The sequence below is a fragment of the Aeromicrobium sp. S22 genome, assembly GCF_009661045.1.
GTDB lineage: Bacteria > Actinomycetota > Actinomycetes > Propionibacteriales > Nocardioidaceae > Aeromicrobium > Aeromicrobium yanjiei.
The window spans coordinates 127,745-141,852 of sequence record NZ_WJWV01000004.1; the positions used below are offsets into that span (position 1 = coordinate 127,745).

Here is a 14,108-nt window from a genome sequence, read left to right on the forward strand (position 1 = left end):
GGCGACCGTCGAGCCATCAGCTCAGGATGCCGCCGAGGATGCCGCCGCCGACGGCCGCGGCCGCGACGTTGCCGCCCTGTCCGCCACCGCCCTGCTGGTAGGCAGGTCCCTCGGACGGCTGGACCACGACGAAGCCCGGGCCGTGGAACGCGTACTGGAACGCCTCGCCGGAGCCGCCACGCAGCGTCGAGCGCATGCTCATGCTGTTGTGCAGCTGCGGGGCGAGGTTCGCGGACCAGCAGACCGCGGCATTGATGTCGACGAAGGTCGGCTGCTGCGAGCAGTCCAGGATCATCGGATCGCCGTCGGCGACCAGCGCGACCTGACCGTGGCCGTTGACGATCGTGTTGAACAGGCCACCCGCGGCGACGCCGACGCCCTTGACCCGACGGATGTCGTGGTCGAGGGTCGCATCGAATGCGAGCAGGTTGCGGCCGTTGATCGAGATGCCGTCGCCCTCGAGGTTGAGGATGAAGACGTTCTTGGCGGTGTCGGCGAAGAAGACCTCACCCTGTCCCGCGACCGTCATGAGCGGGTTGTCCTCGCTCGTGACGACCTTCTTCATGAGCTTGCCGATGCTGCCCGCCGACTTGTGCTCGAAGGTCACCTGGCCCTGGTAGGCGACCATGACGCCCTTGGTCGCCAGGACGGGTGCGCCCAACGTGACCTTGAGCATGCGGGGGTTCTGCAGGACGAACCGCTCCGAGGTCTGCACCTCGAGATTCGCCTGCGCGAACAGATCGGACTTCATGGCCGGGCCCTTCTCTCCTGATGGATCACTGAGTGGGAGGCATGTGCGTCACCACCGTGACTCCCAGCCTAGGCGATCGTCCGTCCCCGACCTCACGGACAGGTCTGATCAAGGGGTGGCCACGTCGGCCCCCGCAGGTGCGCCGCAGCACCCGCCGTCGCCGGAGGTCTCCGCCTCGTCGAAGAGGCCTGAGCCGCCGCACACCCCGGAGTCGGGAAGCGTCAGCTCCACGCGTGCCGCCGACTCGTGGTCACCGGCGATCTCGGCCACCACGGAGCGGACCTGCTCGAAACCGGTCATCGCCAGGAACGACGTGGCGCGGCCGTAGCTCTTCATCCCGGCGAGATAGAAGCCGGCGTCGGGCTGAGCCAGCTCCTTCGCTCCGTGCGGGTAGACCGTGCCGCACGAGTGGACGTTGGGATCGATCAGGGGGGCGAGGTCCCGCGGTGCCTGCAGGACCGCATCGAGGTCGAGACGGATCTCGGTCAGGATCGACAGGTCCGGACGGAAGCCGGTCAGCACGATGACCTCGTCGACGTCGGCGACGCTCTCGCCGTCGAACGAGGTCAGCGTGAGCTGACCGTTGCTCTGGGTCTTGACGGCTGCCGTGCGAAAACCGGTGACGGTGTCGACCCTTCCGGACTCGACGACCTTCTGGGCTCTCGCGCCGAGTGCGCCACGCTCAGCGAGCTCATCGTTCTCTCCGCCGCCGAACGCGTTGCCGGTGGTGGGGCGCCGGACGAGCCAGCTGACCGTGGTGCCGTCGAGATCGGCGAGGTTCACCAGTGCCGTCTTCGCCGAGACGCCGGTTCCCGCCACGACCACATGTGTTCCCGCGTACCGGGCGCGGACGCTGTCGTCCTGGAGGTCGGGGACCCGGTAGGTGATGCGCTGGGATGCCGTGCGTTCACCGACAGCGGGCAGCCCGTCGCCACCGAGAGGGTTGGCGCCGAACCAGGTGCCGGAGCAGTCGATGACGGCGCGGGCGTGGATCCGCTGCTCGCTGCCTGCACTGTCCACGTGGACGGTGAAGGGTGCGTCGTCCCGGCCAGAGTCCACGATGAGGTCGCGACCCCGTTTCGCGACGCCCGTGACGGTCGCGCCGTAGTGGACCGCTCCTCCCAGGGCATCGGCCAGGGGCTGGAGGTAGTCGGACGCCCACGTGCCGCCTGTCGGGTATCGCCTCGGGTCCGGCTCGGACCAGCCCGCCTCCGCCAAGACCTTCGCGGCCTCCGGGTCGATGAGCTGCGACCAGGGCGAGAAGAGACGGATGTGGTCCCACTCGCGGACGGCTGCGCCCGCGGTGGTTCCTGATTCGAGGACGATGAAGTCGATGCCGCGGTTGTGCAGGTTGGCTGCTGCAGCGAGTCCGATGGGTCCTGCCCCGATGACGACGACCGGGAGGTCGGCGGTCATCGCGGTCGTCCAGCCGACTGGGCCGGGGCGAGGGAGGCGATGAGACCTTCGATGCGCGTCCTGATCTCGTCGCGCACCTGGCGGACGGTCTCGATGCCCTTGCCCGCGGGGTCGGTCAGCTCCCAGTCCTCGTAGCGCTTGCCGGGGAAGTAGGGGCACTCGTCGCCACATCCCATGGTGATCACGACGTCGGAGGCCTGGACGGCTTCGGTGGACAGCTTCTTGGGCTGCTCCGTGGCGATGTCGATGCCGATCTCGGCCATCGCCTCCACGGCCACGGGATTGATCCGGTTGCCGGGCATCGAGCCCGCGGACAGCGCCTCGATGGAGCCGCCGGACAGCTCCTTGAGGAAGCCGGCGGCCATCTGCGAGCGGCCTGCGTTGTGGACGCAGACGAACAGCACGGTGGGCTTGGAGGTGGTCATGAGCGTGCTCCTTCGGTGGGGAAGAACCTGCGTGCCCACAGGGACACGTAGACGAGGCCGACCAGGACGGGCACCTCGATGAGCGGGCCGACGACCCCGGCGAGCGCCTGGCCGGACGTGATGCCGAACGTGCCGATGGCAACGGCGATGGCCAGCTCGAAGTTGTTGCCTGCAGCGGTGAAGGCGAGCGTCGCGGTCTTGGCGTAGCCGAGACCGAGCCGGCGTCCCATGACCATGCCGAGCGCGAAGGTGATGGCGAAGTAGGCAAGCAGGGGCAGCGCGATGCGGACGACGTCCCACGGGTTGCTGATGATGGCATCGCCTTGCAGCGCGAACAGCAGGACGATGGTGAACAGCAGGCCGTAGAGCGCCCAGGGACCGAGCTTCGGCAGGAAGGTGTCCTCGTACCAGTCGCGACCCCTGGTGCGCTCACCGATGAGTCTGGTGGCGAACCCGGCGAGGAGAGGGATGCCCAGGAACACCAGGACGCTGGCGGTGATGGCCCACACGGAGAAGTCGGCGCTCGTGGTCGAGAGCCCGAGCCATCCCGGCAGGGTCTGCAGGTAGAACCAGCCGAGCGCGGCGAATGCGAAGACCTGGAAGACCGAGTTGATGGCGACCAGCACGGCGGCGGCCTCGCGGTCTCCGCAGGCCAGATCGTTCCAGATCAGGACCATCGCGATGCAGCGGGCGAGGCCGACGATGATCAGGCCGGTTCGGTACTCCGGCAGGTCTGGCAGGAGGAGCCACGCCAGGGCGAACATGAGTGCAGGTCCGATGAGCCAGTTCATGACGAGCGAGGCGCCGAGCAGGCGCCTGTCGCCGGTGACGCGGGCCGTCTCGCTGTACCTCACCTTCGCCAGGACCGGGTACATCATGACCAGCAGTCCGATGGCGATGGGCACCGAGACCGAGCCCACGGTGAACGAGTCGAGGGCGTCGGTGAGGTCGGTCCATGTGCGACCCAGGACCAGACCCACCGCCATGGCGACCGCGATCCAGACGGGCAGGAGCCGGTCGAGTCGGGACAGGCGACCCACGATCGCGTCGTCCGGTCCGCCCCTGGGCCGCTCGCTCACGGTGTCGCTCACTGGTCTCCTTGGTCGTTCGTCCGGGGCTCCACATTCATCGACTGGCGTCGATATAGACACCGTATCAACGCATCGACGCATGTCAATGCAGCAGGCATACTGGGTCCATGACGTCCTTGCTGCCCGCGCCTGACACCGGCTCCGAGATCTGCTGCGCGCCCATCACCAAGGACGCGATGAGCGAGGAGAATGCGATCCTGCTGGCCGGCAAGTTCAAGGCCATCGGCGATCCGACGCGCCTGAGGCTGCTCTCGCTGATCGCGGCCCACGAAGGCGGCGAGGCGTGCGTCTGCGACCTGAACGAACCGGTCGCGCTCTCGCAGCCGACGGTCTCGCACCACCTCAAGGTGCTCGTCGACGCGGGTCTGCTGACCCGCAGCAAGCGCGGAACCTGGTCGTTCTACGCTCTGGTGCCGGGCGCCCTGGACAACCTGGCCGCAGTGCTCGACACCCCCGCGTCATAGACGACAGGTGTCAGGTCACGGAGTGTCGGTGACAGGACTTGAACCTGCACGCTCGAAAGCACAGGAACCTAAATCCTGCGTGTCTACCAGTTCCACCACACCGACTCGGGATCCAGAATAGGCCCTGCGTCAGGCGCCGAGTCCCAGGTCCTTGCGAAGCTTGGCGACGTGGCCCGTGGCCTTGACGTTGTACTGCGCGAGCGTGATCTTCCCGTCCTCGACCACGAACGTCGACCGGATGACCCCCTGCACGACCTTGCCGTAGAGCTTCTTCTCCCCGAAGGCGCCCCACTGCGTCAGGACCTGCTTCTCCGGATCCGACAGGAGCTGGATCGTGAGGCCGTCCCGCTCGCGGAACGCCGCGAGCTTCTCGGGCTTGTCGGGGGAGATGCCGAGCACGGTGTAGCCCTCGGCCTGCAGGCGGTCGATCGAGTCGCTGAAGTCACAGGCCTGCTTGGTGCAGCCCGGTGTCATCGCGGCCGGGTAGAAGTAGACGATGACCTTGCCCGTCTGGGCGGACAGGGTGACAGGCTCTCCGGCGTCGTTGACGAGGGTGAAGTCAGGTGCGGTGTCTCCGGGCTGCAGGCGGGTCGTCATAGGTCCTATCCTTGCGTATGTGTGCGAGCCGACGGCTCGCACGTCCGTAGGTTCCCAAGTGAGCGAGGCACGACGTGGCGAACGCCCAATCCGATGAGCTGGTCGACGAGATCGAGGTCATCCGCGAGCGTCTGGCGGTCACCGTCGACCAGCTGGTCGACCGGTCCAACCCCAAGAACATCGCCCGCCGCGGGCTGGAGAACCTCAAGGGCCGCTTCATCGACGAGACCGGCTCACCCCGACTCGAGACGATCATCCCGGTCGTGGGCGGCACGCTCGCGGTCATCGCGGGCATCGTCGTGATCCGCAAGCTGCTGCGCTGACCATGTCCGGCAGGCTCCCGATCCGCATGCTGGCAGACCGCCTCCTCGTCTCCCTCGACGAGGACAGCGGTGACCGTCGATCGACCGGCGGCATCGTGATCCCGGCCACCGCCGCACTCGGCAAGCGGCTGTCCTGGGCGCGCGTCGAGGCGATCGGCGCCCACGTCCGCTCGGTCGAGGTCGGCGATCGGGTGCTGTTCGACCCCGAGGACCGGTCCGAGGTCGAGGTGCGGGGCGAGGACCTCGTCCTCCTGCGCGAGCGCGATCTGCACGCCGTCGCGTCCGAGCGCATCGAGGAAGGCCAGACGGGCCTCTACCTGTGAGCCCGGCTGTGGTGTCGTGAGCCCGTCCCGTGACGACGCCCCGCGTCGGCGGATCCGGCTGCCGCACTCGCAGCTGACCTGGTCGGACCGGCTCCGCATGCTGCGCAAGCGGTGGCGGCTGCTGCTGCGCCTCGGCGGGGCGACCGCGGTCGCGTACTTCGTCTCGACGCACCTGCTGGGGCACTCGCAGGCGTTCTTCGCGCCGATCTCGGCGGTCATCGTCATCATCGCCGGCGCCGGCCTGCGGGCTCGTACGCTCTTCGAGCTCGTGCTCGGGGTGGCGCTCGGCGTGCTGGTGGGCGAGCTCCTGATCCTTCTCATCGGGCGCGGGACGTGGCAGATCGCGCTCGTCGTCGTGCTCACCATCGTGGTGTGCACGCTGCTGGGCATCAAGGGTCTCGCGATGACACAGGCGGCCAACTCCTCGGTCCTGCTGGCTGCCGTGCTGCCGGGCGTGAACGCCGGCAACCCCGCCGTCACCCGCTTCCTCGATGCGCTGATCGGTGGGTGCGCCGGCCTCGCGATGATCCTGCTGGTGCCGCGCAATGCCGTGCGCGACATCGACATCGAGGTGCAGTCGCTGCTCAAGCGGCTCGCCGGCGTGCTGGGCCTCATCGCCGAGGCGATGCGCCTGCAGGACACCGACGTGGCCGAGCGGGCGCTGGACGAGGCCCGGGCGATGCAGCCGGGCCTGCAGGCGCTCGAGAGCACGGCGGCCAGCGTCTCGGAGATCACCCGGATGTCACCGATGCGGTGGAAGCAGCGCGAGCACGTGGGCATGTACGTCGGGGCGATCCGCGACTTCGACAACGCGATCCGCGACGCCCGGGTGCTGGCACGGCGCACCGCGGCGATGCTGCGGCACCACGAGCAGGCGCCGGCGGGGATGGATCTGGCGGCGAAGTCGCTGGCGCGGGCCGTCGAGATCTTCGCGGACGACCTGTCCGAGCGCGACGACTTCGAGGAGGCGCGGCGCGAGCTGGTCGACGCGGCCCGGATCGCCGTCACGGCTCTGCCCGGTGCGATGACCATGAACACAGCCGCGATCGCGGCACAGGTGCGGTCGCTCGCGGCCGACCTGCTGTACGCGAGCGGCTCGACCCGCGACGAGATCGACGAGCGGCTGGACTTCGACTGAGCCTTCGGGGTGCGCAAAAGGTTTCGGCCTGACGTGGCGCCGTGTTGGTCCCACGTTCACCCGGGTCCGGTGGGCTCGGCGCATGAACTCATCCACGGGAAAGACCAGCAGGCGCACCGTCGTCAGCCTCGCAGTGGCGGCAGTCGTCGTCGGCGCGGGGACGGCCGGCGCCATCGGGGCGGGCCAGGATCTCTCGAAGCACGGGGGAGCAGCTCGCCTGTCGGGCGATCAGACCAAGCAGGTCAGGCAGGCCGTCGAGGGCGGCCGTGCAGACAACGTCATCCTCCTCATCGGCGACGGCATGGGCGACTCCGAGATCACCTCCGCGCGTGACTACGAGCACGGTGCCGGAGGTCGCTTCCCCGGCATCGACGCACTGCCGCTGACGGGTCAGTACACGACGTACTCGCTGACCAAGGACGGCAGGACCGACTACGTGCCGGACTCCGCCGCGACGGGCAGCGCCTGGTCGACGGGCACCAAGACGTACGACAACGCGATCTCGGTCGACATCCGGGGCAAGGCCCAGCCCACGCTGCTCGAGCTCGCCAAGAGGCGCGGCCTCAAGACCGGCAACGTGAGCACCGCCGAGCTCCAGGACGCGACGCCCGCGGTGCAGGTCGCGCACATCTCGGCCCGCTCCTGCTACGGCCCGGTCAAGACGTCGACGACGTGCCCCGAGGCCGCACGCGAGAACGGTGGCCGGGGCTCGATCTCCGAGCAGCTGCTGGACACCCGCCCCGACGTGAGCCTGGGTGGCGGCGCGGCGACGTTCGCCGAGAAGGCCAAAGCCGGCACGTTCAAGGACCTGTCCCTGCTCGACCAGGCCGAGCGGCGCGGCTACCAGCTGCCCACGGATCTCAGCTCGCTCGACAAGATCACCAAGGCCGACCAGAAGCAGCCGGTGCTCGGACTGTTCGCCCCGGGCAACTTCCCGGTGCGCTGGACGGGGCCTGCGGCGACGTCCGACGGTGGCAAGAAGGCGCCGGCCCGCTGCACGGCCAACCCGGCGCGCACGTCCTCGTTGCCCTCCCTCGCGGCGATGACCAAGAAGTCGATCAGGCTGCTCGACACCCGCGGGTCGAAGGGATTCTTCCTGCAGGTCGAGGGGGCGAGCATCGACAAGCAGGATCACGCGGCCGATGCGTGTGGCCAGATCGGCGAGACGGTCGACCTGGACGAGGCCGTCAAGGTCGCGCTGGACTTCGCCAAGAAGGACGGCCACACCACGGTCATCGTGACCGCGGACCACGCCCACACCAGCCAGATCGTCGAGGCCGGCAGCACGACCCCCGGTCTCACGACGAACCTGCTGACCAACGAGGGCAGCCCGCTGACGATCAACTACGGCACGTCCGCGGCGGGTGGCTCGCAGCAGCACACGGGCAGCCAGCTGCGGATCGCCGCGTACGGACCGCAGGCGGCGAACGTGGTCGGGCTGACCGACCAGACCGACCTGTTCTTCACGATCTCGCGAGCACTCGCGCTCACGAAGCGGTAGGGCCACACCATGACGGCCGGCCGTTGGGACACGCTCCCGGCGGCCGGCTCCGGCGGTGTGGTGGACATCACACCCGACGTGCGCTACCGTCTTTCGGTGGCTTCGGACGGAGCCCGCCACAACGCACCAGACCAGTACAGAGGAGGTGGACCCATGAAGGACATCATCACGACACCCCGCGGACGCAACGTCCGTCACGTCGTCGCGTTTTTCGCCGGATCCGCCTCCGAGGCAGTGCACCTGACGTAGCCCACACCTGTGTCGGCTGCTTGCCGCTTCGGATCTTCGATCCGGGGCGGTTTTTTTGTTGTCCGCCCACGACCCACCCGCCCGAATCACCAGAAAGGAGGCGCGCCATGACCACGCCGATCGACACCCGACGCATGCCCGCACACACCACGACCCCGACCTCTTCCACCCCGAAGGCCGGATCAGCAGGAGAGGGGGTGAACGCAGTGGCACTCTTCGAGTCCCGTCGGGTCCGCGGTCCGCGCGCCTGGGACGAGCTGTCCGAGATCGATCGTCAAGTGCTCCTGGAAGAAGTGCGTCAGCGTCGCAAGTACCAGGCGCTGAAGACGCAGATCTACTCCGAGCTCTACGGCATACGCGCCAACAAGTAGGGCACGATCCCCTCGCTGGGGAGGGGCCGGACCCCTCCTCAGCGAGAGGCGATCGCCTCGGCGAAGGCCAGGATCCGCTGGGCGTCGCGGACGTGCAGCTCCTCGACCATCCGGCCGTTGAAGGTCACGACGCCCTGACCGGCCGCCTTGGCCTCGTCGAAGGTTGAGATCATCTCGCGCGCGTGCGCGATGTCCTCCTCCGAGGGAGCGAACGCGACGTTGGCCGGCTCGACCTGGCTGGGATGGATCAACGTCTTGCCGTCGAAGCCCATCTCCCGGCCCTGGCGCGCCTCGGCCTCGAAGGCCTCGAGATCCTTCACGTCGTTGAAGACGCCGTCGATGATCACCTTGCCCGCGGCGCGGGCGGCCAGCAGCGACAGCGAGAGGGCGGTGAGCACGAGCGGGTTGCGACCCGGCACGTGCAGGCCGTACGTCTCGTTGACCACGTCGTTGGTGCCCATCACCAGCACGGTCAGACGCTCGTGCGCGGCGCAGATCTCCTCGGCGTGCAACAGCCCGACCGGGGTCTCGATCATGGCCCAGAGCTTGGTCTTCTCCGGTGCGCCGGCCCGCTCGAGGGCGGCCACGAGCTCGATGACCTCGTGCGCCGAGTTGACCTTGGGCACCAGCACCGCATCGGGGCCGGCCGCGGCCGCCGCCGCGATGTCGTCCGCGTGCCACTGCGTGCCGATCCCGTTGACGCGGATCGCGAGCTCGCGGTGACCGTACTCGCCGGACTGCACCGCCGCACAGACCCGCTCGCGGGCCTCGACCTTGGCGTCGGGGGAGACGGCGTCCTCGAGGTCGAGGATGAGGGCGTCCGCGTCGATGCCCTTGGCCTTCTCGAGCGCGCGCTCGTTGGCGCCCGGCATGTAGAGGACGGAACGTCGGGGGCGCAGGGTCGTGCTGGTCATGGGATCTCCTCAGAGGTCGTAGGCGGCGGCGAGCTCGGGGTCGCGCTCGGCGAGCGCCTTGGCGAGGTCGAGCATGACCAGGCACTGCTTGCAGGACGCGTCGTCCTCCATCTTGCCGTTGATCATGACCGCACCGGAGCCGTCACCCATCGCCTCGACGACCTCCTTGGCGTGCGCGACGTCGGCCGGGTCGGGGGAGAAGACCCGCTTGGCGATGTCGATCTGCACGGGGTGCAGGCTCCACGCGCCGACGCAGCCGAGCAGGAACGCGTTGCGGAACTGGTCCTCGCACGCGACGACGTCCTTGATGTCGCCGAACGGTCCGTAGAAGGGCAGCACGTCGTTGGCGGCGCACGCGTCGACCATGCGAGCGATCGTGTAGTGCCACAGATCCTGCTGGTACGTCGTGCGGCCTTGCGTGAGGTCCTCGCCGGTGGGGTCCTGGCGCACCAGGTAGCCCGGGTGGCCGCCCCCGACGCGGGTCGTCTTCATCCGCCGGCTGGCGGCGAGATCGGCCGGTCCGAGCGAGATGCCCTGCATGCGAGGGCTGGCGGCGGCGATCTCCTCGACGTTCGTCATGCCCTCGGCGGTCTCGAGGATCGCGTGGACGAGGATCGGCCGGGTGAGGCCGGCGCGTGCCTCGAGCTGCGCGAGCAGGCGGTCGACGTAGTGGATGTCCTGGGCGCCTTCGACCTTGGGCACCATGACGACGTCGAGCTTGTCGCCGATCTCGGTCACCAGCGTGATCAGGTCGTCGAGGGCCCACGGGGAGTCGAGACTGTTGATGCGCGTCCAGAGCTGCGTCTGGCCGAAGTCGGTCTGCTTGGCGATGTCGACCAGGCCCTGGCGGGCGGCTTCCTTGTTCTCGGTCTTGATCGCGTCCTCGAGGTTGCCGAGGATGATGTCGACCTTGGGTGCGATGTCGGGCACCTTGGCGGCCATCTTGGGGTTGCTGGGGTCGAAGAAGTGGATCATCCGGCTCGGCCGGAACGGGATGTCCGCAACCGGTGCGGGCGCACCCACGGCGAGGGGACGGAGGAAAGCTCGGGGATTGCGCACGCGGCTCACTTCTCTTGATCGACGGAGTCTGCGGGAGACAAACTATCGGCCAGTATCTCCACCGCGATCCGGCCACGGATAGGGCGGGGGTCACACTCCCCGGACGCCCCGGCGGCCCGCCGTACCGCTGGCCGCGGTTTCCCAGGAGGACCCCGAAACCTGACACGGCACCCCGGTCGTACCAAGGGTGACGCGTCAGGAACCGGGGTGATGCACTGCGGATTCCCAGGTTCTCCTGGGAATCTGCGGCGGCGGGCGGGCCCGACCGCCGCGGCATGACTCCGCGGGGGGTGCACACTGAGTCCGTGGAGTCCGCAGCACCGACCAGGGGCACCCTCCGGGTGTACCTCGGGGCCTCGCCCGGGGTCGGCAAGACGTACGCGATGCTCGCCGAGGGGCGCCGTCGCGCCGAGCGCGGTGCGGACGTGGTGGTCGGCCTCGTGGAGACGCACGGACGCCCACGCACGGCCGAGCAGATCGGCGATCTCGAGGTGCTGCCCCGTCTCGAGGTCGAGCGCGGGGCGACGATCCAGCAGGAGCTGGACCTCGCGGGTCTCCTCGCGCGGTCGCCCCAGGTGGCGCTCGTGGACGAGCTCGCCCACACCAACGTCCCTGGCCTCACGCACGAGAAGCGGTGGCAGGACGTCGAGGACCTTCTCGCCGCCGGCATCTGCGTCATCACGACCGTCAACATCCAGCACCTCGAGTCGCTCAACGACGTCGTCGAGTCGATCACCGGTGTACGCCAGCGCGAGACCGTGCCCGACACCGTGGTCCGCCGGGCCGATGCCATCGAGCTGGTGGACATGAGCCCGCAGGCACTGCGCAGACGCATGGCGCACGGCAACATCTACGCTCCGGAGCAGGTCGACCCGGCCCTGTCCCACTTCTTTCGCGAAGGCAACCTGACGGCGCTGCGCGAGCTCGCGCTGCTGTGGCTGGCCGACCGCGTCGACGAGGGCATGGAGCGCTACCGGACCGATCACGAGATCGAGTCCACCTGGGCGACCCGCGAGCGCATCGTGGTCGCGGTGACCGGTGGGCCGGAGTCCGAGGGGCTGCTGCGCCGGGCCGCCCGCATCGCCTCCAGGACCGGGGGAGGGGAGTGGCTCGCTCTGTACGTCAGCCGGGGCGACGGCCTGGTGACGATGGACCCTGCACGGCTGCACCGGCTGCACGCCGTCACCGAGGACATGGGTGGGACGTTCCACACGGTCGTCGGCGACGACGCCGCCGCGGCGATCCTCGACTTCGCGCGGGCCGAGAACGCGACCCAGGTCGTCATCGGGGCGAGCCGTCGCGGCCGGCTGTCGACGCTGGTCGACCCGGGTGTCGGCGAGACCGTCATCGCCACGTCCGGTGACGTCGACGTCCACATCGTCACGCACGAGGAGGCACGTCGGCCCCGCGGTGGCGGACGGCGTACGCGCAGCGGCCTCAGCCGGCAGCGCCTGGTCGCGGGGCACCTGCTCGGGGCGCTGGGTCCCTTCGTCCTGTCCGGGCTGCTGCTGCTCACCGACGACCTGCTCGGACTGCCGTCCGAGGCCATGGCCCTCATGGCACTGGTCGTGGCCACCGCGATCGTGGGCGGCCGCTGGCCCGCGGTCGTGTGCTCCCTGGTCAGCGGCTTCGCGCTCAACTTCTTCTTCACGCCGCCTCTGCGGACGTTCTCGATCGCCAGCACCGACAACGGGGTCGCGGTGGTGCTGTTCGTGGCGGTCGGGATCGCGGTGTCCTCGGTCGTGGGACTCGCCGCGCGCCGGACGGCCGAGGCCGACAGGTCCTCGGCCGAGGCGGAGGCGCTCACCGTGCTGTCGCACAGCCTCCTGCACGCGGGCGACGAGCAGAGCCTGCTGGCCGGCGCGTGCGAGCTGTTCGGCATGCGGGGCGCCGCGATCGTCCGCACGGCGGACGGCGAGATCGTGGCGGCGTACGGCGAGGCGACGCTGCCCTGGAGCGACGCCGACGCCGCGGTGCCGGTCGACGACGACACGATGCTCGTGCTGACGGGGCGGCCGCCGGCAGCAGCCGACCAACGGCTCCTCAAGGCGTACGCCGCGCACGCCTCGGTGCTGGCGGAGCGTCGGCGTGCGATGCACGACGCAGCCGAGCGGCGCGCGCTGGCCGAGGCGGACCAGACCCGGACCGCGCTCCTCGCCGCGGTCTCGCACGACCTGCGCTCGCCCTTGGCTGCGGTGAAGGCTGCGATCAGCAGCCTGCGCAGCACCGACGTGGTGTGGTCGGCGGCCGACGAGCAGGCCCTGCTCGCGACCGTGGAGGAGGGTGCGGACCGCCTCGACGACCTCGTGACCAACCTCCTCGACATGAGCCGCCTTCGTCTCGGAGCCGTCAGGCCCCACGTCGACGAGGTCGATCTCAGGAGTGCGGTCGCGTCCGTGCTGGGCTTGCTGCCTGACCGCGACCGGGTGGACGTGAGGATCGTCCCGGTCGCGTCCCTCGTCGCGGCCGACACAGGGCTCGTGGAGCGTGTGCTGGCCAACCTGATCGGCAACGCCGTGACCTACGCGCCGGCGCCCGCGCGGATCGTCGTCGACGCGACACCGGTGGCCGACCGCGCGGTGATCCGCGTCGCCGACACCGGCCCCGGCGTACCGGCCCCCCAGCGCGAGCGGCTGTTCGAGCCGTTCCAGCGTCTCGGGGACGTCCCCCGAGGTGAGGGAGTCGGCCTGGGCCTGGCCGTGGCCCGCGGACTGACCGAGGCCATGGGCGGTACGTTGACCGCCGAGGACACGCCCGGCGGCGGGCTCACGTTCGTCCTCGATCTGCCCCTGACAGGAGGGTTGCGGTGACGGTCGTGCTCGCGGTCGACGACGACCGGGCGATCCTGCGGACCCTCACGATCAACCTGCGGGCACGCGACTACGAGGTGGAGTGGGCCACGGACGGCCGTTCGGCGCTCCAGGTCGTCGACGAACGAATGCCCGACGTGATCATCCTCGATCTCGGCCTCCCGGACCTCGACGGCGTGGAGGTCCTGCGGCGCCTGCGCAGCTTCAGCCAGGTGCCGGTGGTCGTGCTGTCGGCCCGCCACGACTCCGACGACAAGGTCGAGGCGCTCGACGCGGGCGCCGACGACTACGTCACGAAACCGTTCGACATGGCTGAGCTCCTCGCGCGGGTGCGGGCCGCGGCCCGGCGCAGCGCGGCGAGCGATGCGCCGCTCGTGGTCGAGAGCGGCGACGTGCGACTCGACGTGACCGAGCGCCGTGCGACGCGCGCCGGCGAGGAGGTCCGCCTCACCCCGACGGAGTGGCACATCGTGGAGGTGCTGGCGCGGCGACGGGGGCGTCTGGTGCGCCAGAGTGAGCTGTTGCACGAGGTGTGGGGGCCGGGCTACGACCGCGAGACCAACTACCTGCGGGTCTACCTGGCGCAGCTGCGTCGCAAGCTCGAGGTCGATCCGTCGCGGCCGCGGCTGTTCCTGACCGATCCGGGGATCGGCTACCGCCTGGTGGCCTGACGGCG

Annotated in this window: 15 protein-coding genes and 1 tRNA gene; 8 read left to right on the forward strand and 8 right to left on the reverse strand. The window is 69.6% G+C overall.

What is annotated here, in order from left to right; genetic code table 11:
* Positions 1-16: 16 nt before the first annotated feature.
* The 4 genes from GEV27_RS16705 to arsB all read right to left on the reverse strand — a co-directional run bounded on the left by GEV27_RS16705 (position 17) and on the right by arsB (position 3,683).
* Positions 17-751, reverse strand: a complete 735-nt coding sequence (locus GEV27_RS16705; RefSeq protein WP_153651998.1) for an AIM24 family protein — start codon at positions 749-751, stop codon at positions 17-19.
* Between the two features lie 108 nt (positions 752-859).
* The gene (locus GEV27_RS16710) at positions 860-2,167 is read right to left on the reverse strand and encodes an NAD(P)-binding domain-containing protein (RefSeq protein WP_153935135.1); all 1,308 of its coding nucleotides are present in this window, start codon (positions 2,165-2,167) and stop codon (positions 860-862) included.
* Complete coding sequence (locus tag GEV27_RS16715; RefSeq protein WP_153935136.1) at positions 2,164-2,592, reverse strand: arsenate reductase ArsC; 429 nt, start codon at positions 2,590-2,592, stop codon at positions 2,164-2,166. The genes GEV27_RS16710 and GEV27_RS16715 overlap by 4 nt, the downstream gene beginning before the upstream one ends.
* Positions 2,589-3,683, reverse strand: coding sequence for an ACR3 family arsenite efflux transporter (arsB, locus tag GEV27_RS16720; RefSeq protein WP_309222333.1), 1,095 nt, complete (start codon positions 3,681-3,683; stop codon positions 2,589-2,591). Before arsB ends, GEV27_RS16715 begins: the two co-directional genes overlap by 4 nt.
* Before the next feature lie 107 nt (positions 3,684-3,790).
* Here arsB and GEV27_RS16725 point away from each other — a divergent pair, with 107 nt between their 5' ends.
* Entirely contained in the window at positions 3,791-4,147 is a 357-nt protein-coding gene (locus GEV27_RS16725) for a metalloregulator ArsR/SmtB family transcription factor (RefSeq protein WP_153935138.1), read from the forward strand.
* A 23-nt stretch (positions 4,148-4,170) separates the two neighbouring features.
* Here GEV27_RS16725 and GEV27_RS16730 read toward each other — a convergent pair.
* Together GEV27_RS16730 and bcp are read right to left on the reverse strand one after the other, a co-directional pair.
* Positions 4,171-4,252 (reverse strand) — tRNA-Leu (locus tag GEV27_RS16730).
* Between the two features lie 24 nt (positions 4,253-4,276).
* A complete protein-coding gene (gene bcp / locus GEV27_RS16735) occupies positions 4,277-4,744 on the reverse strand; it encodes a thioredoxin-dependent thiol peroxidase (protein WP_153911715.1) in 468 nt (155 codons plus the stop codon).
* A 74-nt stretch (positions 4,745-4,818) separates the two neighbouring features.
* Between bcp and GEV27_RS16740 the strand changes: the two genes are divergently transcribed.
* From GEV27_RS16740 to GEV27_RS16760, 5 genes are all read left to right on the forward strand, one after another.
* The gene (locus GEV27_RS16740; RefSeq protein WP_153652004.1) at positions 4,819-5,067 is read left to right on the forward strand and encodes a DUF3618 domain-containing protein; all 249 of its coding nucleotides are present in this window, start codon (positions 4,819-4,821) and stop codon (positions 5,065-5,067) included.
* A gap of 2 nt (positions 5,068-5,069) precedes the next feature.
* Complete coding sequence (locus GEV27_RS16745) at positions 5,070-5,390, forward strand: co-chaperone GroES (protein WP_153652005.1); 321 nt, start codon at positions 5,070-5,072, stop codon at positions 5,388-5,390.
* 16 nt (positions 5,391-5,406) lie between these two features.
* Positions 5,407-6,528 (forward strand): aromatic acid exporter family protein, encoded by a 1,122-nt coding sequence (locus GEV27_RS16750; RefSeq protein ID WP_153652006.1) that lies wholly within the window; start codon positions 5,407-5,409, stop codon positions 6,526-6,528.
* A gap of 82 nt (positions 6,529-6,610) precedes the next feature.
* Entirely contained in the window at positions 6,611-8,029 is a 1,419-nt protein-coding gene (gene phoA / locus GEV27_RS16755) for an alkaline phosphatase (protein WP_153935139.1), read from the forward strand.
* 356 nt (positions 8,030-8,385) lie between these two features.
* Positions 8,386-8,649 carry a hypothetical protein gene (locus GEV27_RS16760; protein WP_153935140.1) on the forward strand — a complete coding sequence of 88 codons (264 nt, stop codon included), beginning with the start codon at positions 8,386-8,388 and terminating at the stop codon, positions 8,647-8,649.
* A 38-nt stretch (positions 8,650-8,687) separates the two neighbouring features.
* Here GEV27_RS16760 and GEV27_RS16765 read toward each other — a convergent pair whose 3' ends face one another.
* Positions 8,688-9,563: a CoA ester lyase gene (locus tag GEV27_RS16765; RefSeq protein ID WP_153935141.1), complete on the reverse strand. Its 876-nt coding sequence runs from the start codon at positions 9,561-9,563 to the stop codon at positions 8,688-8,690.
* 9 nt (positions 9,564-9,572) lie between these two features.
* Entirely contained in the window at positions 9,573-10,622 is a 1,050-nt protein-coding gene (locus GEV27_RS16770; protein ID WP_309222334.1) for a CoA ester lyase, read from the reverse strand.
* Positions 10,623-10,927: 305 nt separating this feature from the next.
* Between GEV27_RS16770 and GEV27_RS16775 the strand changes: the two genes are divergently transcribed.
* Together GEV27_RS16775 and GEV27_RS16780 are read left to right on the forward strand one after the other, a co-directional pair.
* Complete coding sequence (locus GEV27_RS16775; RefSeq protein WP_309222335.1) at positions 10,928-13,432, forward strand: ATP-binding protein; 2,505 nt, start codon at positions 10,928-10,930, stop codon at positions 13,430-13,432.
* The gene (locus GEV27_RS16780; protein ID WP_153652011.1) at positions 13,429-14,103 is read left to right on the forward strand and encodes a response regulator; all 675 of its coding nucleotides are present in this window, start codon (positions 13,429-13,431) and stop codon (positions 14,101-14,103) included. The genes GEV27_RS16775 and GEV27_RS16780 overlap by 4 nt, the downstream gene beginning before the upstream one ends.
* Positions 14,104-14,108 lie beyond the last annotated feature (5 nt).